The organism is Nocardia sp. CNS-044, assembly GCF_059570515.1.
In genome coordinates this window covers 559,270-579,099 of the sequence record NZ_JCANSX010000006.1, presented here as the reverse complement: position 1 = coordinate 579,099, position 19,830 = coordinate 559,270, and the positions used below count along the sequence as shown (strand labels likewise).

Here is a 19,830-nt window from a genome sequence, read left to right as displayed (position 1 = left end):
ACTGGACGTGTGACCAGTTTGGTGGTTACGTTGTTCGGGTGAGCGAGACATCGCCGATCGCCGGACTGCACGCCGCCACCGCCGACCTCGACCCGCCGCTGGCCGCGCTCGATCTGACCGCGCTGCGCGCCAACGCCGCCGACCTGGTCCGCCGCGCGAACGGCGTCCCGATCCGGGTCGCCAGCAAGTCCGTGCGCTGCCGCGCCGTCCTGGAAGCCGTGCTCGGTGGCGAGCTGACCGCGGCCGACGGCTTCGCGGGCATCATGTCCTACTCCCTGCGCGAGGCGCTCTGGCTTGTCGGTCTCGGCGCCCGCGACATCCTGCTCGGCTACCCGACCGTGGACCGCGCGGCCCTGGCCGAATTGGCCGCCGACGCCACCTCGCTCGGTGCGATCACCCTCATGATCGACGACGTCGAACAGCTCGAGCTGATCCGCCTGGCCGTCGGTAACCGGGTGCGGCCCCGCGTCTGCCTGGACGTGGACGCCTCGCTGCGGATCGGACCGCTGCACCTCGGCGTGCGCCGCTCGCCGGTCCGCACCCCCGAACAGGCCGCCGCGCTGGCCCGCGCCGCGCTCGACCGCGGCTTCGACGTGGTCGGCGTGATGACCTACGAGGCGCAGATCGCCGGGCTGCCCGACAGCAATGTCGCGGTGCGATTGGTCAAGCGCGCCTCGGCCGCCGAGATCGCCAAGCGCCGGACGCGGGTGCTGGACGCGGTGCGCTCGGTGGCCGGCAAGCTGGAGATCGTCAACAGCGGCGGCACCGGCTCCATCGAGGTCAGCATCGCCGATCCGGATGTCACCGAGGTGACCGCGGGATCGGGGCTCTACGTGCCGACGCTGTTCGATCACTACCGCGCCTTCACCCCGCGGCCCGCCCTGTTCTTCGCCACCCCCGTGCTGCGCAAGCCGACGCCGTCCATCGCGACGGTGTTCGCCGGTGGCTACATCGCCTCCGGTCCGACCGGCGCGTCCCGAGTGCCGAAGCCGGTGTGGCCCAGCGGCTTACGGCTGATCGGCACCGAGGGCGCCGGTGAGGTGCAGACCCCGCTGACGGCCGCCGCCGAACTGCGCATCGGCGACCGGGTGTGGCTCCGCCACGCCAAGGCCGGTGAACTGTGCGAGCGGTTCGACCGGGTGCACCTCGTCGAGGCGGACGGCAGCCGCAGCACGGTGCCCACCTACCGCGGCGAAGGCAAGAACTTCGGCTGAGCCGAGCGCGTTTCAGCCCAATTGCAGGAAGCGGGCCAGGTCCGGCAGGTCGTCGGGCGCGGCGGGCAGATACTCGGTGAGCAGCGGTGACCGGATGATCACCGCGCGCCACATGGCCCGCGACACCGCGGCGCGAACCAGGTTGGGCGACAACAGGAACGGCATGCCGTGCGGCGCGTCGGCCGGGCTCGACGTGGTCATCGACAGCAGCACCACCGCGGCCTCCCTGCCGCGGAAGCGGTCCACGGTGCCGACGAGCACGTCCTCGATCTTGGCGCGCGCCAGCATGGTTCGGATCCGGCCGACCTGAGCGCCGTACGGCGCGACGACGAAGATGTCGTGCGGGTGCAGCCGCCGCGTGGTCGCGCCCATCGTCCACGGCAGGCCGAGCAGGGCGCGCACCTGGCGCACCACCTCGCGTGCCTCGGCCGCCGATTCGGTGGCATCGCCGTAGTGATCGACGAGGACGGTGCCGATCCCCGGCTCGACGCCGTCGAGTCGCCTGGCCAGCGTGACGGTTTCGTTGGAGCGCAGCCTGCCGTCGTAGAACAGGCGGGAGATCGGCTCGCACACCCGGGGATGCATCCGCCAGGTGCGGTCCAGGAGGTACCCGCGCTCGGGCGGCACGGTGCCGCGGTCGGCGAGCAACCAGCCGAGGACCGATTCGCCCACCGGCCCCGGATGCGCGCTGCGCGCCGCGGTGGGCTGTGGGTCGCCGAGCAGCAGGAGATTGCGCGCGCTGCCCGCCACCGTCGCGGTCTCCGCCAGCGGGAACCGGCCCGCGTCCGCGATCACCAGCAAGTCGAGACTGTCCGGGGGAATCATCGCGTCGTCGGCGAAGTCGGCGGCCAGCCCGCCGATGACGCACCCGTTCACGGCGTTGTCCAGGAACCTCGGATAGCGAGCGCCGTCGATCACCGCCCACTCCGGCGCCACCGCCTCGGCGTCCTTCTTCGCCACCAGTTCCGGAAGCACTCCGACCGCGACGATCGCGTCCAGCAGGCTCTCCACCGTCGAATGCGCTTGCGCCACAACGCCGATCCGCCACTTGTCCCGGACGACGAGCCGTTCCAGCACCCGCGCGACGGTGGAGTTCTTCCCGGTCCCCGACGGGCTCTGCACCACCAGGTAGGACTCGTCCAACGCGCGGGTGGCCGCGGTGATGGCGGCGGCATGGTCGCCGTGCACCTCCGGCAGCGGCGCGCCGCCGCGCAGTCGCGGCGCCCGCCGGGCCAGGATGTCGAACAGCGGGCAATCCGGGATCTCCGGCAGTGTCATCAGCAGACTCTGCGCGGCCGATTCCATGGCGGCCTCGGCGTTCTCGTCCCAGGCGGGCAGGCCCGGCGCGATGGCGATGGGTAGGTCGTCGTAGGGTTCGCAGCCGTCCGGTAGGAGTTCCTCCAGCCGGACCGTGTCGTCGAAATCGGCGTCCACCGCGCAGCCGAGCACCGTGGCCGTCGCGGTGCCGCGCTCACCTGCCGCGGTGCGCATGCCCGCGGCCACCGGGCGGTCGTAGTAGGTGTAGACGGTCGCGCCCGGCGCGAGGGCGTCCGCGCCGCCACCGTCGCGACCGGTGCCGATCCGGCCGGTCAGCGTCAAATACCTGCGCATGGACGGGCGATTGGGACTGTGATGCCACTTGGTGTCCACCGTGCCCCAGTCGGCGATCAGGACGCCGGAGGCGTCGGGCCATTCGTGCACGGGGTGGCTGAGCCGGTCGGCGTGCGAGTACCACAGCGGCTGACGTTCGCGCCGGTGGTAGCCGAGCGCCGCGGCCATCAGCGCCGCGGGATGGTCCGGGTTCCCTTGGGCCGCCGCGTATTCCGCGAGCGCCGCCTCCACCGAGGACGGGCCGGACATGGGCGCGAGCCGCGGCGGTTCGGGGGGCGGATACCGGTCGGCGCGCACTAGGGGATCGGTGTGTTGGTCGGCCAACTCCAGCAGCCAGTCGCGCAGACGAAGCACCGTGACGCAGGCGGGTTCCGGCGCCTCCGCGGTCTCGGGCAGCAGGCGCCGCAGCCGATCCAGACCGTACGAGTCCTCGCCGACGAGCAGCGCGTTGCGCACGATCGGATACAGGTCGACGAGCACACCATCGCGCAGCAACTCGTCGGCGACCTCCTCGCCGACGCCCGACTCCCCGGTCCAGCGCAGCAGCGCCGAGCGCACCTCGGCGGTGTAGTGGTAGACGCGCATGTCCGGGAAGGACCGTCGCCGGTGCGCGAGCAGGTCGAGTACCCGGCTCAGCGCGTCCCGCCATCCCGCGTTCTCGTCGACGGCCGCCGCGGCGAACGGCGCGCGCAAGGACAGGTGCACAGTGCCCGGCGCGCCGATCTCGATCGCCGCGAGGCGTCCCCGTTCGTCGGTGTCCACGGTCAGCGAGAGATCGCCCGGTGTCGCGGGCGGCAGCCCGGCGAGCGCGAGCGCGTCGACGAGCGTGTGCGCGGGACGGCCCGAATCCTCGCTGCGCCGTTGGATTTCCGCCTGCCTGCGCAGCGTGGTCACGGTGCGCGGCGGCAGTCCATGCACCGCGCCGTCCAGCCCGCCCAGCCGGTCGATGGTGCTCACCCCGGCCTCGCGCAGCCTGGCGCGCGCGGCGGGAGACATGCCCGCGACCAGGAGCAGATCGCGCGCGGCGGTCAGCTCGGCCGTGCAGGTGGGGCAGTGGCCGCAGGCCAGATACCGCGGATCGCCCCACTGGACGGGGAGCAGTTCGCCGAGCTTGTCCTCCACGATCCGTTCGACGCGCCGCCGCCTGGCCAGGTAGACCGGAACCAGATCGGTGAGCGGATGGTCGGTGCTCTCCGCGCCGAGATGCAACCGGGCCATGGGTGCGGTGAGACCGCCGCCCGCGTCCAAAGCCACAGCGCAGGCGGCCGATTCGAGCGCCGTGACCACCCGGTCCCACGGTGTGGCCGCGGCGCCGTGCACGGTGTAGCGCACCCGATGACTCGCACGGACCAGGTACTCGCACGCGCACGCGAACCCGCCGTCGAAGAAGGTGGCGTTGTGCACCACCGCCACGCCCTCGCGCAGCGCGGCCTGTGTCCGCTCGTGCGCGTCCCGCAGCGCCGCCACCCGTCCCTCCGGATCGTCCGGATTCTGTGGCGGCTGGCGGATCTCGACCATGCCGCTGCCGTAGCGGTCGCGAAAATCGGCGAGCCTGCGTTCGCGGGAATCGTCGACGCGGTGCGGCTCGGCCGCGAAAGTTCGCGCGGCGGAGGCTTCGATGTCGTCCGGAAGCGCGCCCAGTTCGGTGTCGAGGGCACGCAGCAACGCGAATTCACAGCGCGCCGCGCGCACGAGATCAGCGGCGGCGCATACGACACGATCACCGAACACGAACAAACGCGCCCCTCCTGTGTCTTCGCCGGGACACCCGCACCAGGCGCGCTGGCGTGCGCGCCGGTCGGCAACACCTTAGCTAGCCCTAGCTAGCCTGCGTGACCTCGGGTTACCCCGCCCGGCTCAGGAGCGTGGCTTGCGTCGCTCCGGGCGCTTGCCCGCGTCGCGGTCGCGGCGCGGACCCCGGCTGAACGAGCGGTGCGAGGGCGGGCCCTGGTCCAGTTGCAGCTGGATGAGCTGGCCACTGATCCTGGTGCGCCGCAAGGCTTCCAGCGTCTCGGCGGGCAGCTGCGCGGGCAGCTCGACCAGACTGTGGTCCGGCCGAATGCTGATATGCCCGAAGTCGCTGCGCCGCAAACCACCCTCGTTGGCGATGGCGCCGACGATCGCGCCGGGCACCACGCGGTGCCGCTTGCCGACGCTGATCCGGTAGGTGGCCAGCTCCGTGCCGGTGCCGCGGTGGTGCGACGCCGCGGGACGGTCCTCGTCGAACCGGCGCGCGGGCCGTTCCCTCGGCACCCGCTCGCGCCGCTCGGGCTCGGGCTCCGGCTCCATGAAGAAGTTGTCGCCGTCGTAGGAGCCGACCGCCAGCGCGGCGGCGATGTCGACGAGCGGGATGTTGTGCTCGCGCTCGTAGTCCTCGATCAGCTTGCGGAACAGCGGCAGATTCGCCGAGGACAGGTTCTCGGTGATCGCGTCGCCGAACTTCGCGACGCGCTGCGCGTTCACGTCCTCGACGCTGGGCAGCTGCATCTCCTCGAGCGGGTGGCGCGTGGCGCGCTCGATCGCCTTGAGCAGATGGCGTTCCCGCGGGGCGACGAACAACAGCGCCTGTCCGCTGCGCCCGGCGCGGCCGGTGCGGCCGATGCGGTGCACGTAGGACTCGGTGTCGTGCGGGATGTCGTAGTTGACCACGTGCGAGATGCGGTCCACGTCCAGGCCGCGCGCGGCGACGTCGGTGGCCACCAGGATGTCCAGCGCGCCGGACTTGAGCTGGCCGATGGTGCGCTCGCGCTGGTTCTGCGCGATGTCGCCGTTGATCGCCGCGGCGGAGAAACCGCGGGCGCGCAGCTTCTCGGCGAGCTCTTCGGTGCCCTGCTTGGTGCGCACGAAGATGATCATCGCCTCGAAGGACTCGACCTCGAGGACCCTGGTCAGCGCGTCCAGCTTGCGCTGGTGCGAGACCTGCACCCAGCGCTGGGTGATGTTGGTGTTGGTCTGAGTCTTGGCCTTGACCGTGATCTCGACCGGGTCGTGCAGGTACTGCTTGGAGATCTTGCGGATCGCCGAGGGCATGGTCGCCGAGAACAGCGCGACCTGCTTGTCGGTCGGCGTATCGGCGAGGATCCGCTCGACGTCCTCCTGGAAGCCCATCTTGAGCATCTCGTCGGCTTCGTCGAGCACCAGGTACTGCAGCTGGGAGAGGTCGAGCGTGCCTTTCTCCAGGTGGTCGATGACCCGGCCCGGCGTGCCGACGACGACGTGCGCGCCGCGGCGCAGACCCGACAGCTGCACGCCGTAGCTCTGACCGCCGTAGATCGGCAGCACGTGCAGACCGGGCATGTGCGCGGAGTAGCGGCCGAACGCCTCGGCGACCTGGATGGCCAGCTCCCGGGTCGGCGCGAGGATCAGCGCACGCGGATGCTTTCCCTCGGGCTTCAGTCCCATCAGGATCGGGATCGCGAATGCGGCGGTTTTGCCGGTGCCGGTCTGGGCGAGGCCGACCACGTCGGCGCCCTCCAGCAGCGGCGGAATGGTCGCCGACTGAATCGGCGATGGCGATTCGTAACCGACGTCGGCGATGGCCCGCAGGATGCGGTCATCGATACCCAGATCGGCGAACGACGGGCCGGCAGCCGGGGAAGCCGTTTCGCTCCCAGCCGGGTCCCTGTCATTGTCGCCAGGAACGCTGTCGACCTCATTGTTGTTCATTGACCAGGAGTTTACTGCCTGGCGGTGGTCGTCCCGGCCACCGGGCCAATACGGTGAGACCTATGCAACTGAACAACGTGCCCGAACATCAGGATCAGCCCGTCTCTCCGGTGGCGGTCGCCGTCGTCCAGTTCGCCCCGGGGAAGGATCCGGCGGGCAATCTCGCCGCGCTGCGCGAGCACGTCGGGACCGCCGCGAGCCGCGGCGCGCGGCTGGTGGTCGCGCCCGAATACTCGATGTTTGCCGTGACCCGGCTCGACGAACGCGTCGTGGCCGTGGCCGAGCCGCTGACCGGCCCGTTCGCCACCGGACTCGGTGCGATCGCCAGGGAGTTCGCGGTGCATCTCGTGGCGGGCATGGTCGAGCAGGTCGCTCCCGGCGCGGACCGCATCCGCAACACCTTGCTGGTGTTCGGGCCGGACGGCGAACTCGTGACGCGGTATCGGAAGGTGCACCTCTACGACGCCTTCGGCTACCTGGAATCCAACGTGGTCGAGCCCGGCGCGATCGAGGCGCCGCCGATCTTCGCGGTCGACGGCGTGCGATTCGGCGTGCAGACCTGTTTCGATCTGCGCTTCCCCGAGGGCTTCCGCCGCATCGCCGCCGCGGGCGCGCAGGCGCTGGTGTTGCCCGCGCAGTGGATCCCCGGCCCGGCCAAAGTGGACCAGTGGACGACCCTGCTGCGGGCCAGGGCCATCGAGAACACGGTGTACGTGCTCGCCGCCGACCAGTGCGCGCCGCGCGGCGCGGGCGCGTCGATGATCGTGGACCCCACCGGCAGCGTGCTGGCCGAGCTCGGCGACGAACCCGGCGTGCTCACCGCGGACATCGACCTCGCGCACCTGGCGACGGTGCGCACCGCCAACCCGAGCCTGGCCTTGCGCCGATTCGCGATCACCGAGCGCGCACCGGAGTAGCGTTCGAATCGATGATCTACGCCGATCGGACCGCCGCCGGTCGCGCGCTGGGTGCCCAGCTGGAACACCTGCGCGCGTCGAAGCCGCTGGTGCTCGGTCTGCCCCGCGGCGGTGTCCCGGTCGCCGCGGCGGTGCGCGAGATCATCGGGGGCGATCTGGACATTCTGCTGGTGCGCAAGCTCGGTGTGCCGTGGCAGCCGGAGCTGGCCATGGGCGCCATCGGCGAGGAGGGCGTCCGGGTGCTCAATTCGGACGTGCTCTCGCACACCGGCGTCACCCAGCGCAGGCTGGCGGCGATCGAGGAGGAAGAGCGCGCCGAACTCGAGCGGCGCAGGGAGGTGCTGCGCGGCGACGCGAAACCGGTGCCGATCGCCGGGCGCACCGTGGTGATCGTCGACGACGGGATGGCGACCGGCGCGACCGTGGTGGTCGCCTGCCGGGTCGCGCGCCTGCACCAGCCGACGCGGGTCGTCGTCGGCGTTCCGGTGTCTTCCATCGAGGCGATCCGCCGGGTGGAGGCCGAGGCCGACGAGGTGGTGTGTCCGCTGGTGCCGCGAAGCCTCGGCGGCGTCGGCGTCGCCTATCGGGACTTCCACCAGCTCGCCGACCACGAGGTCACCGATCTGCTGAACTGAGCGCCGCCGCCGAATCGGTCAGCCGACTTCGCTGATGCCCTTGCGGTGCCGCTGCGCGAGTTCGGCGTAGAACCCCGGGTTCAGCTGCACCCACATCTGCGCCTGGGTGCCCTCGATCGGGCGCTTCACCTCCGCGGGGGCACCGGCCGCGAGCACACCGTCCGGGATCTCGGTGCCCGGCGGCACCAGCGAATGCGCGGCGATCATGCTGCCCGCGCCGATCTTGGCCAGGTCGAGCACCGTGGTGCCGTTGCCGACGATCGCCTCGGCGCCGACGGACGCGCCGTGGAAGACCACGCTGTGCGCGATGGTCGCGCCGGGGCCGATCTCCATCGGCACGTCCGGCGGAACGTGCAGCACGGCGTTGTCCTGGATGTTGGCGCGTTCCCGGATGGTGATCGGGGCGAGGTCGGCGCGCAGCACCGCGCCGTACCAGATCGAGGCGCCCGCCTCGACCCGCACGTCACCGATCAGCGTCGCGGTCGGCGCGACGAACGCCGTCGGATCGACCTGCGGTCGCTTGCCTTCGAATTCGTAGAGTGGCACGGCTACAGGTCTACCAGCGCCGGGGCGGACGCTACCACCGCTCGGATCGCGCGGTGGTCTTCTCGGCGGCGGTCAGCATGGGGCGCAGGTGGGCGGCGAAGGTCTCCGCGGTCACCGGCGCGATGTGTACGTCGGCGCCGGTGCGGACGGCGTAGCGACCGTCCTCGGCGACATCGATCCAGCACAGCACCCCGAACGGCTTCAGCTCGTCGGCGCGGCGGACGGACACGACGATCTGGCCGATGCCGTCGCGCGGACGGGCGAGCAGGCGGCGGATCCGCGCGGGCGCGGACGGACCCGACACCGGAACGGTCACCAGATCGCGGCTGTCCTCTTTGACCCGCGACAGCGGCGAACTGAGCCGGGCAACGGTGCCGGGCGGGTTCTCCGGGAGCATCGAGATCACCCGGGCGGGCAGGCTTTTCGGGCTGCCGACGACCAGGCGGATGTCGCCGCCGCGGTCGGGTGTCGGGCCAGGGCGTTGTGTGGCGACCACCGCGACGTTGCCGGAGGCGACGCCGAGGACACGCACGGGCTTGACGGCGCCGTGGACGGGGGCGTCCGACGGCTCCGCGGACGCACCGATGGCGAATTCCGCTGCGTCCGTGAGTTGTTCGTCGTCCGGCGCGGCGGTGCGGCTGGTCGGCCGGTGCTCGCCGAACACCTCGACCCGCACGGTCGGCCGGGCGAGCAGCCGCAGCGCGGCCTCCAGATCGGCGTCCAGCGTCCGCTCGCACCACGCGTCCAGTGCGGGCAGTTGGGCCGCTCGCTCCACCGAGTCGCGTGCCGAGAGCCGAACGGCCAGCGGGTACGGGATACGGTCACCGTCGGTGCGCTCCCAGGCCATGGCGAACTGGTCCGGGGTCAGCGTCCAGTTCACTCCAGCTCGGTCCATTCGCCGACGACCGGTGGCGTGGTCGGATCGAGTTCGCCGATCAGCTCGCCCGTTTCGTCCGCGGGTTCGAGGAAGGTCAGGTCGTCGTCGATCCAGTGCAGCTCGTCGTCCTCGTCCTCGGCGCGGGCGGCCGCGGCCTTGGACGCGACGCTGGAACCGTGCCGAGTGGTGTCGGCCGCGGCGAGCGCGCCGCCCATCAGCCCGCCGACGGCGCCCGCGCCCATACCGGTGACGGCCTCGCTGTTGGCCTCCCTGCGCCGTTCCTCGCGCTTGCGCTCGTCCTCGGCGGCGGTCGTGCCGCTGCCGGGCAGCGTCGCGCCGGGCAGCGCGGCGGAGGCGGCGCTGACCGGTGCCGAAAGGCCTTGGCGCGGTGCGCGTTCCGTCGTCGAGGCGGCAGCGGCCGCCAGCGCGTCGGCCGCGACGGTGACGGGCTTGGCCGCGGCGGGCGTCGTGTCCGCGACGGATGGGGCGGTGAGCGGTCCGGCGGACGCCGGGGTCACCGTCGCCGGGGTCGTGTCGGTCGCCGCTGACCGCTCCGGTTCGGATTCGGTCTCGCGCACCGGTTCCGCGATCGGCGCGGGCGTCGGCGCGAGTGTCGAAACAGGTTGGGCTCCAGGGTTGTTCACCGTGCTGGCCGGAATGCCCTGAGCAGTGCCCGGTGTGCTGCCGCCCGGAGTGATGCCCGTCGGGACGATCGGCGCGTCGTCCGGGAACGCCGGGACCCCCGAACCGCTTCGCAGGAACGCGTCGGCGTAGATGGTGTCCATGGCCTGCACGACGTCTTGGCGGTCGTGCTCGGTGGTCTTCTGGGTGGTGATGTTGCCGGTCGCCTGATTCGGATCCAGCAGTGCCGCAGCGAGATCCGGCTCCGCGCCGGACGGCGAACCGACCGCGGACCGCAACGTCTCGGCGGCGTCGCCCGCTTGGCCGAGTCGCTGCGCCACCGCCGCCATCACATCGGCGAGCTGCTGGCCGCGCTGTTCGAAATCACGCACCGCGTCGGCGGCGGTCTGCGCCGCGCCGCCGCGCCAGCCGTCGGCGATGGTGGAGCGAATCTCGTTGTGCGCCTGCGCGACCGACTCGGTCAGGCCGGTCGCCGAGGTCTGCCAGGCCTGCTGACCGGCGTTGAGCACCGCCGGGTCGAGCAGCTGCACCTTGCCGTGGATTTCCTGGTGGGTGAGGTTGTCGAAGACCTCGACGCTCGGCGCGTAGGCCGGATCGACGCGGGTGTGCGGCGCGCGTTCGGTCTGGTACGGAATCTCACGCATGCGCGGCTCCCGTCGCGTCCACCCGGGCGACAGCGGCCGCGAATTCGGTGTCGGCCTCGGTGTAGGCCGTCGCGGCGGCGCGGAAGGTCTGGGCGAGCGCCCGCGCCGAGTCGGCGTAGTCGCGCAGCCGCGCGATCGCGCCCTCGGCCTTGTCCTCGAAACCGCTCCGCAGTGCGGCGCCGGAGGCGAAACCGCCGAAACCGGGGAGCGATACGGCCGCGCTCAGCACTCCGATCTGCGCTTCCACCTCGTCGGCGAGCTGCTCGTAGCGCCGGGCGCACCGTTCGGGCGCGCCGTCGGCGACCAGCACGCCGTCGATCCAGAGCCTGCCCTCGTCGACCGCTTGGTTCAGTGCCGTGACCTGTGGTCGCATCGCGCTGTCTTGTGGTTGCACCGCCCCGTCCCCCTTGTCTCCTCATCGTGCCGCGTCGTGCGGCCGTACTCGGTTCACGCGTGCCGTGCCAACCCCACGACGACGCTCTGCATCCAGTCCGCGATGTCGGCGCCGACCCGCGCGTGCACCGGCTCGTGCAGCAGATCGTGCCCGGCGTCGGCGTACTCGCGTAAATCTACCCATTCGTGGCGTCCAGTCCAGACCCGCATCGCATCGATCGGGGCGCGGCGGTCCTCCGTCCCGTGCACCGCGAGGATCGGAAGGTCGGACGGAAGCGGGGTGCCGGGAGCACCGGGCAGACCGCTGCCGAGCGCGCGGCGCGGCACGGCCGAAAGCACCAGACCGCTCAGGGTGCCGGGGTCGATGCTCGGGACGGTCGGGAAGTTCGCCTCGACGGCGTTGAGGTCGGTGGCCGTGCTCGCGTCCGGGACCGCGGCGCCGAGCATGCCGAGCGCGGTGACCGCGCCGAGCGAATGGCCCATCAGCACCAACGGCGTGTCCGGCAGTTCGACGCGCGCCAGTTCCACCAGCCTGGTCGCGTCCGCGACCAGCTCGGCGAGGGTGCCGGGATGCGCGGGATCGCCTTCGCTGAGGCCGTGGCCCGCGGTGTCCAGCCCCCACACTTCGGTACCGATCGTCCGTAGGTATCGGGCGAACCGGTGGTAGTGGCCGCTGTGCTGGCCGATACCGGGCAGTAGCATCGCCACCGCCGCGGGGTGGTCGACCGTCCAGCGCCGATAGTGCAGCCTGCCGCGCGTGCCGTCGAAGTAGAGCATGCACTGATAGTGCCAAACCTTCTGCACTTCAGGGGACTTCACCATCCCAGGGAAATAGGAGTTACACTGCGCGCGTCGCGGTGCAGATCAGGAGGTCCCAGGTGTCGATCGTCGAGTTGCCCGCGCTTTTGCGGCGCGCGGTTCCCGCGCTCGCCGTCGCTCTGGCCTGCGCCGGAGTCGCCGCCCCGAGCGCGATCGCGGAACCAAGCCCCGCTTGCGCGCACGCGACGTCGACGACCGCGCTGCCCGCTGCCGTCGCGGTGCTGGACTGGTCGGAGAACCTGGCCTTCGACCGGCAGGGCAATCTCTGGGTGTCCCGGCTGTACCGCAACGAGGTGCAGCGCTACGACGACGCCGGGCGGTTGACCGCCACGGTCCGGGTGGAGTTTCCCGGCGCGGTCCGGCTCGGACCCGACGGGCTGATGTACGCCGTCTACGGCGACTCGCCGACCAGCGTCGTGCGCCCCGGCGGCGTCGTCCGATTCGACCCGGCAGCCGCCGAACCCCGCCCCGAGATCTTCGTGTCCGGATTCACGATGCCCAACGGCGCGGCCTTCGACGCCGACGGCACGCTCTACGTCGCCTCCGCGACCGGCGTGATCCGCATCGGTCGCGACGGCGTCGTCGACGCGGGCTGGACCGAGCGAGCCGAGCTCAACGCCAACGGCATCGCCGTGCGCGACGGCACGGTGTACCTGACCTCCAACGGCGGTCCGCTCGGGCGGGTCCTGCGTTTCCCGGTCACCGAACCGGAGCACCGCACCGTCCTCGCCGATCTGACGTCCGCGCTTCCCGGCGTCCCCGATTTCGCCGACGACCTGCTGGTAGACGACGCGGGCGCGGTCTATGTGACCACGCTGTCCGGCCAGCTGGTCCGGATCGATCCGAGCGGCCAGTCCTGCCAAGTTCTCACGGCCGAGCCGATGACGTCGGTCGCGGCGGTGCCCGGCCGTCCCGGTGAATTCCTCGCCGGTACCGAGCGCGGAACGATTCTGCGCATCCAGCTGGCCCCCTGAGGCAACCCCGTCTCGGCTGGCGGCCGGACATCGTGAGTTTGCTCGGCCACCATTTCTCTCCCGCCGATTTCCGCGACCCAGCCCGGTGCTCTCCGCGCGCAACCGTCCGGCCGTCAGCGTGCGCAGGCCGCTGTCGAACGGCGTTCTGCTGCCCGGTGATTCGTCCTCGACCACCCGAGCTGGGACCGCGCACGCTTCGACGCGGCGATATCGTCCAACTCGACGCGGGAACGCCGGTGCGAATCCGGGGCTGTCCCGCAACTGTCACCGAGCAGCAATCCGCCGATGCTCACCGGCGAAACCGATTGCTAGGACAGCGGTGCGGGTTCGACTGGGGGGAGCGAAGATTCGATTCGAGACGCGATGGTGCGGAGTTGCTCGGTCAGCTCAGGGGATGCGTGTACTCGGAAGGGAACGCCGAGCGCGAGTAGGCGGTGGGCCAACCATTCGGGGGAGTCGTCGCGGGTAGCGGTCAGGCGGCAGGTGTCCTCGTCGAGGGGAGTGAGGTCGCCCGGGTCGTCGCCGAGGCGGCCCGTCACCCGCGCGACCGGCGCGGAGATCGTCACTTGCACGCGGTAAGACGGTGCGCCCCAATCGGTTCGGCGGCCCGCGACGTAGTCGGCAGGGGAGGCGGCAGGTAGTGGACGCGGGGTGAATCGTGCGCCGGTGGGTTGCGGACGTTCGATCCGATCCACGCGGAAGACGCGCCAGTCCGCGCGATCGAGGTCGTGGCCGAGGAGATACCACCGGCGGCGGATCGGAACGAGGCCCACCGGCTCCACATGGCGCCGGGAACTGCCGCCCGCGTACCCGAAACGGGTTCGCTCCCTGTTGGTTACGGCCGCGGCCAAGGTGCTCAACACTTCCGGGTCGACGGTCGGCCCCTCGTGCGCGGGCGTCGCGGTGGCCGCCCCGAGGACGCGCACCCGGCGGCGCAGCTTGGCGGGCAGGACCTGCTCCAGTTTGGCGAGCGCACGCACCGACGCCTCCTCGATGCCCGCGACCGCGGATCCGGCCGCCGCCCGCAATCCGACCGCGATGGCGACAGCTTCGTCGTCATCGACGAGCAGCGGCGGCATGGCCGTGCCCGCCACCAATCGATAGCCGCCCGTCGCGCCCATCGTCGCCTCCACCGGATAGCCGAGTTCGCGCAGCCGGTCGACGTCGCGGCGCACGGTGCGGTCGGTGACGCCGAGGCGTTCGGCCAGTTCGCTGCCGGAGAATTCGCGCGGGGTCTGCAACAGCGAGAGCAGCCGGAGCAGCCGGGCCGGGGTGTCGTTCACGAATTCCAGAATCCCAGAAAACTAGGACATAGATGGTCCTATATGGTTTCTAGCGTAGTTCTCATGACGAACCCCATCCGCCCCTTCCGCATCGACATCCCGCAGGCCGAGCTCGACGACCTGAACGACCGGCTCGCCCGCACCCGCTGGTCCGCGCAGTTGCCCGGCTCGGATCGCGGTGTAGCGGTCGATTACCTGCGCGAGCTCGCCGAGCACTGGCGCACCCGTTTCGACTGGCGCGAGCAGGAGGCGGCGCTCAACGAACTCCCGCAGTTCGTCACCGAAATCGACGGTCTCGACGTGCATTTCGTGCACGTCGAGTCGCCCGAGCCGGATGCGCTTCCGCTGCTGCTGACCCACGGCTGGCCCAATTCGTTCGTCGAGTTCACCAAGACCATCGGCCCGCTGGCCGACCCGAGGGCGCACGGCCTCGACCCCGCGCAGGCGTTCCACGTCGTGGTGCCCTCGGTTCCGGGTTTCGCGTTCTCCGCCGCGCCGACGGACGAGATGACCACCGGCCGAGTGGCGCGGATGTGGGTGGAGTTGATGGACCGCCTCGGCTACCGGCGCTACGGCGTCCAGGGCGGCGACCTCGGCGCGTATGTCGCACCGGAGATGGCGCTGGCCGCGCCGGATCGAGTGGTCGGCGTGCACCTCGACGGCGGCATCGGCATGCCGACCGCGGCCGACGTGCCGACCATGTCCGCCGAGGAACGCGCGGAATGGGATCTCATGCAGCAGTGGATGACCGGCGGCGTCGACCACCACACGCTGTTGCGGGCCGCGCCGCAGACCTTCGCGCACGCGTGGAACGATTCGCCGGTCGGGCTGCTGGCCTGGCAAATACAGAAGTTCCAGGAATTCACGCCGCTGGTCGACCACCTCGAGGAGGCGATCGACCGCGACCACCTGCTGACCAACGTCAGCCTGTACTGGTTGACCGCCACCGCGGGCACCTCGTCCTGGCCGATGTACAACGGACTCGGCGAGGACGGTTTCGCCTGGCCCACGGGACAGAAGCTGGTCCCGACCGGCGTCTACGGCGGCGGCTCCGCGCTCATGCGGCGACTCGCCGAACAGGACAACGACATCGCGCACTGGCCCGAGGGCAACACCGGCAACCACTTCGTCGCGATGGAGGTCCCGGACATGCACGTCGCCGACATCCGCGCGTTCTTCGCGAAGCTCGCCTGAGCGTCGCGGCCGACTACACCCTGCGCGATGCGTGACGGCAGTCGGCGTCCCTGCCCCCCGCGGTTTCGGCAGGCGGCGCCGGCGTCTGTCGGCATACCCACAGATCATAGACATCTGTCCATGTATTCTAGACATCTGTCTATGAAATGGAGAGGATGCGAGATGGAGACGACTGCGAATGTGTTGGTCGGCCTGGTTGCCGCGCTGCACGTGTACATCTTGGTTCTGGAGATGTTCCTGTGGGAGAGGAAGCCGGGCCGCAAGCTCTCCGGCTTCGATGCCGCGATGGCTCGTGCCAGCGCTCCGCTCGCCGCGAACCAGGGTCTCTACAACGGATTCCTGGCGGCCGGGCTGATCTGGGCTCTGATCGCCGAGAATCCGACCAGGTTCCAGGCCCAGGTCTTCTTTCTCGGCTGCGTGATCGTCGCCGGGCTGTACGGCGGCTTCACCGCCAACCGGCGGATTCTGATCGCCCAGGCATTGCCCGGGGCGCTGGCGCTCGGCGCCGTTCTGCTGGCACGGTGACCGCCGTGCAGGCAGATCCCCGGACGGCACGGACCCGGGCAAAGCTGCGCGAGGCACTGCTGGAGGAGTGCGCCAGCCGTCCACTGGCCGAGGTCAGTGTCGCCGCGCTGGTGCGCCGGGCCGGGGTCGGCCGCGCCACGTTCTATCTCCACTACGCCGACCTGGAGGCGGTCGCCGTCGACGCTTGCGCCGATGTCGTCCGCGATGCGGTGGACGCCCTGCACGCCTGGCGCGGCACACCCGACCCCGCCAGCCCGCCGCCGGCCCTGCTCGCCTTCTTCGACCTTCTGACCCCGCACGCCGGGCTCTATCGGGAACTGTTGCGCCCGGGCGGCGGCGGTCCGCTCGGGCGCGTACTCCATCACGATCTGCGTGCCCGCAGCCATGCCGAGCGCATCCTGGTCGGCGCGCCGGAGCCCGCCCTGGTCGCCTCGGCTGTGGCCGCGACCTTCGCCGGGGTGCTCGCCGACTGGCTACACGGGCTGATCGAGGCGACCCCCGCCGAGATCGCGCAGCGGGTATGGCGCCTGCTCGTCACCCTGCACCGCACCCCGCTGCCCGAATGACCGCGGCCTGCCGCGGAGTTCACCCAATCCGTCGCCGGAAGCGTTAGGGCCTAAGAGGTGGGGATGCCGCTTGTGGGGGCGGCGCTCGGTGCGGATTGCGGGGCGGGCGCGACCGGCGCATCGGGCACCACGAAAGTGCCGACCGTCGGCGTCATCACGCAGTGCGCGCCGGGATATCCGATGATCCCCCACATCGACGCGATGACGGTGCCGGGTCCGCTGTGCACAGTCTTGGACAGCGTCGGCAGGTTGAATTCGGTGACGTCGTCGAGCGCGTCGAGGCCGCTGCGTCCGTTGTTGACGTTGACCCACGCCACGACGAGTCCGGAGGTGAGCGGGGCGCCCGAGTGCGACGGGGTGGCGCTGAAGCGCAGGGTGCCCGGCTCCGGGTTCGCGCCCTGGTGCGGGTTGACGCCCTCGGTGGTGCCCGCCGCGATGATCGTGGTGATGGGGCCGTGCGTGCCGCAGCCGAAGGTGGGCGCGGCGTAGGCGAAGGGCGCCCAGTTGCCAGCGATGTCGCGCAGCTGGGCGACATCGACGAGCTTGGTGTAGTTGCCGAGCGCTTCGACGCCCGCGCGTGCGGCCTGGTCGGTTCCGGCTCGCTCGGTGAGGTGGGCGACGGCCTGATCGATCGACGCGTCCGGCGCCGCGGCGGCGGGTCCGGCGAAGGTCAGAACGGCGCCGATGCCGAGGGAGGTCACAGTCGCGGCCGCGCGTGCGAAGGTTCTGCCGTTCACCTTGTTCTCCTCGAATACCAACCCGGGGCTTCCCCGACCCTGGCCAGCAACGTACCAGTTCGCCATGACCGCCGCCGAGTGGGCCGAGCGAGATTTCCCGGTCGCCTGACGGGTTGCATGGCCGCCCGTGGATCGATGTCGGCGACGTCTTCTGCGGACCGGACCGCGAATGTGATCCACTCGACAGTGGCGGATTACCGCGGGGTAGGTTTGACTCGGAAGTACGAGACACAACGGGAGTTGCGTATGAAATTATCCCTGTCCCCCGACGAGGTGGCCTTCCGCGACGAGCTGCGGCAGTTCTACCGCACCGAGATCCCCGCGGAGATCCGTGAGCGCGTCAAGTACGGCCATGAGCTCTCCCGCGAAGACGTCGTCACGGCCCACAAGATCCTCAACGACAACGGCCTCGCCGTGCCGAACTGGCCGGTGGAGTGGGGCGGCAAAGACTGGACTCCGATGCAGCGCCACATCTGGCAGGACGAGATGCAGCTGGCCTCGGTGCCCGAGCCGCTGACGTTCAACGCCCAGATGGTCGGCCCGGTCATCGCCCACTTCGGCTCGCAGGAGATCAAGGAACGCTTCCTCCCCGCGACCGCGGCCCTCGACATCTGGTGGTGCCAGGGCTTCTCCGAGCCGGACGCCGGTTCGGACCTGGCGTCGCTGCGCACCACCGCGGTGCGCGACGGCGATTCCTACATCGTCAACGGCCAGAAGATCTGGACCACGCTGGCTCAGTACGCCGACTGGATCTTCTGCCTGGTCCGCACCGATCCGACCGCGCAGAAGAAGCAGGCGGGCATCTCCTTCCTGCTGTTCGACGTGAAGAGCCCCGGCGTCACCATCCGCCCGATCAAGCTGATCGACGGCGGCTACGAGGTGAACGAGGTCTTCTTCGAGAACGTGCGGGTGCCCGCCGATCAGCTGGTCGGCGAGGAGAACATGGGCTGGACCTACGCCAAGTTCCTGCTCGGCAACGAGCGCACCGGCATCACCGGCGTCGGCCGCACCAAGGTGAAGCTCGGCGTCGCCAAGGACTACGCGCGCCAGATCAAGTCCGGCTCCGGCTCGCTGCTGGAGGACCCGGTGTTCGCCGCGCGGATCGCCGAGCTGGAGAACGAACTGCTCGCGCTCGAGCTCACCCAGCTGCGGGTGGTCTCGAACTCCACGGAGGGCAAGCCGAACCCGGCCTCCTCGGTGCTCAAGCTGCGCGGCTCGGAGCTGCAGCAGGCCGCCACCGAGCTGCTGCTCGACATCGCGGGACCGGACGCGCTTCCGGTCGACGCGGAGGACATCGCCTCCCCCGGCTGGGCCCAGCGCAGCGGCCCCAGCTACCTCAACTACCGCAAGACAACCATCTACGGAGGTTCGAGCGAGGTGCAGCGCACCATCATCGCCTCCACGATCCTCGGATTGTGAGGCCTGGTCATGGAATTCGAACTCACCGATGAACAGGTCATGCTGCGCGACACCGTGCGCGACGTGCTGGCCCGCAACTACGACCCGGAGTCCCGGCTGAAGGTGACCGACACCGAGCTGGGCTGGAGCCGCGACGTGTGGCGCCAGCTCGCCGAACTCGGCGTGCTCGGCCTCGGTTTCGCCGAGGAGGACGGCGGCGTCGGCGCGGGTCCGGTGGAGACCATGGTCGTGCTCGAGGAGATCGGCCGCCGCCTCGCGCCGGAGCCGCTGCTGGACGCGGTGCTGGTGCCCGGTGCGTTGATCGGTCTGGTCGGCAGCGCCGAACAGCGGCAGCGGATCCTGCCCGACGTCGCTTCCGGCGAGAAGCTGCTCGCCTTCGCGCACGCGGAGCCCGGCGTGCGTTGGCCGTCCACCGATCTCGCGACCAGCGCGGCCGCCGAGGGCGACGGCTACCTGCTGACCGGCGTGAAGAACCCGGTGGCGCACGGCGATTGCGCCGACGAGCTGGTGGTCAGCGCGGTGCTGCCGGGCGGCGGCGTCGGGCTGTTCCTGGTCGCCGCTGACGGCGAAGGGGTGTCCCGCAAGGTCTTCCGCACCGTCGACGGCCAGCGCGGCGCGCAGATCACCTTCGACAAGGCCCGCGCCGAACTGCTCGGCGACGCGTCCGACGCGTCCGAGGCGGTGCAGATCGCGCTCGGCCACGCGCACGCCGGTCTGTGCGCCGAATCCATCGGCGCGATGGAGGAGTCGCTGCGGCTGACCACCGAGTACCTGAAGACGCGTAAGCAGTTCGGCGTCACGCTGTCGAAGTTCCAGACGCTGACCCAGCGCGCGGCGAACATGTACGTCTCGCTGGAACTGGCGCGCAGCATGAGCCTGTACGTCACCGCGTCGCTCGCCGACGGCGCCAACGACCCGGTGGTCGCCTCGCGGGCCCGCCTTCAGGTCGGACGCGCGGCACGGCACGTCGGGCAGGAAGCCGTTCAGATGCACGGCGGCATCGGCGTCACCGCGGAGTACCCGGTCGGCCACTACGTCGCGCGGCTCACCGCGATCGGCCGGACGCTCGGCGGCGATCTCGACCATCTGAAGGTGCTCAGCGCCCAGGTCGGCGGCTACGACCTGCCGGAGCTGTAGGACCGCTCGGATCGGGCGGCGGTGCGGGCGA

At 70.9% G+C, this 19,830-nt stretch carries 18 protein-coding genes; 9 read left to right on the top strand and 9 right to left on the bottom strand.

What is annotated here, in order from left to right:
- The first annotated feature begins 38 nt into the window (after positions 1-38).
- Positions 39-1,214: an amino acid deaminase/aldolase gene (locus T333_RS11290; protein WP_496424416.1), complete on the top strand. Its 1,176-nt coding sequence runs from the start codon at positions 39-41 to the stop codon at positions 1,212-1,214.
- Positions 1,215-1,226: 12 nt separating this feature from the next.
- On the opposite strand, the gene T333_RS11285 is transcribed toward T333_RS11290, so the two are convergent.
- On the bottom strand, positions 1,227-4,556 hold the full coding sequence (locus tag T333_RS11285) for an AAA domain-containing protein (protein WP_496424415.1): 3,330 nt from the start codon (positions 4,554-4,556) through the stop codon (positions 1,227-1,229).
- 126 nt (positions 4,557-4,682) lie between these two features.
- The gene (locus tag T333_RS11280) at positions 4,683-6,491 is read right to left on the bottom strand and encodes a DEAD/DEAH box helicase (protein ID WP_355001812.1); all 1,809 of its coding nucleotides are present in this window, start codon (positions 6,489-6,491) and stop codon (positions 4,683-4,685) included.
- Positions 6,492-6,553: 62 nt separating this feature from the next.
- Between T333_RS11280 and T333_RS11275 the strand changes: the two genes are divergently transcribed.
- Together T333_RS11275 and T333_RS11270 are read left to right on the top strand one after the other, a co-directional pair.
- Positions 6,554-7,408 (top strand): carbon-nitrogen hydrolase family protein, encoded by an 855-nt coding sequence (locus T333_RS11275; RefSeq protein WP_357250742.1) that lies wholly within the window; start codon positions 6,554-6,556, stop codon positions 7,406-7,408.
- Positions 7,409-7,419: 11 nt separating this feature from the next.
- Entirely contained in the window at positions 7,420-8,043 is a 624-nt protein-coding gene (locus T333_RS11270) for a phosphoribosyltransferase (RefSeq protein ID WP_355001810.1), read from the top strand.
- A gap of 18 nt (positions 8,044-8,061) precedes the next feature.
- On the opposite strand, the gene T333_RS11265 is transcribed toward T333_RS11270, so the two are convergent.
- From T333_RS11265 to T333_RS11245, 5 genes are all read right to left on the bottom strand, one after another.
- Positions 8,062-8,589: a gamma carbonic anhydrase family protein gene (locus T333_RS11265; protein ID WP_355001809.1), complete on the bottom strand. Its 528-nt coding sequence runs from the start codon at positions 8,587-8,589 to the stop codon at positions 8,062-8,064.
- A gap of 31 nt (positions 8,590-8,620) precedes the next feature.
- Positions 8,621-9,484 carry an ESX secretion-associated protein EspG gene (locus tag T333_RS11260; protein ID WP_496424414.1) on the bottom strand — a complete coding sequence of 288 codons (864 nt, stop codon included), beginning with the start codon at positions 9,482-9,484 and terminating at the stop codon, positions 8,621-8,623.
- The gene (locus T333_RS11255) at positions 9,466-10,752 is read right to left on the bottom strand and encodes a WXG100 family type VII secretion target (RefSeq protein ID WP_496424413.1); all 1,287 of its coding nucleotides are present in this window, start codon (positions 10,750-10,752) and stop codon (positions 9,466-9,468) included. The genes T333_RS11260 and T333_RS11255 overlap by 19 nt, the downstream gene beginning before the upstream one ends.
- A complete protein-coding gene (locus tag T333_RS11250; protein ID WP_496424412.1) occupies positions 10,745-11,125 on the bottom strand; it encodes a hypothetical protein in 381 nt (126 codons plus the stop codon). Before T333_RS11250 ends, T333_RS11255 begins: the two co-directional genes overlap by 8 nt.
- A 74-nt stretch (positions 11,126-11,199) precedes the next feature.
- On the bottom strand, positions 11,200-11,922 hold the full coding sequence (locus T333_RS11245) for an alpha/beta hydrolase (protein ID WP_357250752.1): 723 nt from the start codon (positions 11,920-11,922) through the stop codon (positions 11,200-11,202).
- A 101-nt stretch (positions 11,923-12,023) separates the two neighbouring features.
- Between T333_RS11245 and T333_RS11240 the strand changes: the two genes are divergently transcribed.
- The gene (locus tag T333_RS11240; RefSeq protein WP_355001804.1) at positions 12,024-12,938 is read left to right on the top strand and encodes an SMP-30/gluconolactonase/LRE family protein; all 915 of its coding nucleotides are present in this window, start codon (positions 12,024-12,026) and stop codon (positions 12,936-12,938) included.
- A 308-nt stretch (positions 12,939-13,246) separates the two neighbouring features.
- On the opposite strand, the gene T333_RS11235 is transcribed toward T333_RS11240, so the two are convergent.
- Positions 13,247-14,221: a helix-turn-helix transcriptional regulator gene (locus T333_RS11235; RefSeq protein WP_355001803.1), complete on the bottom strand. Its 975-nt coding sequence runs from the start codon at positions 14,219-14,221 to the stop codon at positions 13,247-13,249.
- A 63-nt stretch (positions 14,222-14,284) separates the two neighbouring features.
- Between T333_RS11235 and T333_RS11230 the strand changes: the two genes are divergently transcribed.
- The 3 genes from T333_RS11230 to T333_RS11220 all read left to right on the top strand — a co-directional run bounded on the left by T333_RS11230 (position 14,285) and on the right by T333_RS11220 (position 16,506).
- A complete protein-coding gene (locus tag T333_RS11230; protein ID WP_496424411.1) occupies positions 14,285-15,415 on the top strand; it encodes an epoxide hydrolase family protein in 1,131 nt (376 codons plus the stop codon).
- A gap of 162 nt (positions 15,416-15,577) precedes the next feature.
- Complete coding sequence (locus tag T333_RS11225; RefSeq protein ID WP_355001801.1) at positions 15,578-15,940, top strand: DUF1304 domain-containing protein; 363 nt, start codon at positions 15,578-15,580, stop codon at positions 15,938-15,940.
- A 5-nt stretch (positions 15,941-15,945) separates the two neighbouring features.
- The gene (locus T333_RS11220; RefSeq protein ID WP_357250764.1) at positions 15,946-16,506 is read left to right on the top strand and encodes a TetR/AcrR family transcriptional regulator; all 561 of its coding nucleotides are present in this window, start codon (positions 15,946-15,948) and stop codon (positions 16,504-16,506) included.
- Positions 16,507-16,556: 50 nt separating this feature from the next.
- Here T333_RS11220 and T333_RS11215 read toward each other — a convergent pair whose 3' ends face one another.
- Complete coding sequence (locus tag T333_RS11215; RefSeq protein ID WP_496424410.1) at positions 16,557-17,243, bottom strand: hypothetical protein; 687 nt, start codon at positions 17,241-17,243, stop codon at positions 16,557-16,559.
- 246 nt (positions 17,244-17,489) lie between these two features.
- On the opposite strand from T333_RS11215, the gene T333_RS11210 reads away from it, so the two are divergent.
- Together T333_RS11210 and T333_RS11205 are read left to right on the top strand one after the other, a co-directional pair.
- Entirely contained in the window at positions 17,490-18,662 is a 1,173-nt protein-coding gene (locus T333_RS11210) for an acyl-CoA dehydrogenase family protein (protein WP_355001798.1), read from the top strand.
- Between the two features lie 9 nt (positions 18,663-18,671).
- A complete protein-coding gene (locus tag T333_RS11205) occupies positions 18,672-19,799 on the top strand; it encodes an acyl-CoA dehydrogenase family protein (protein ID WP_496424409.1) in 1,128 nt (375 codons plus the stop codon).
- Positions 19,800-19,830: the final 31 nt, after the last annotated feature.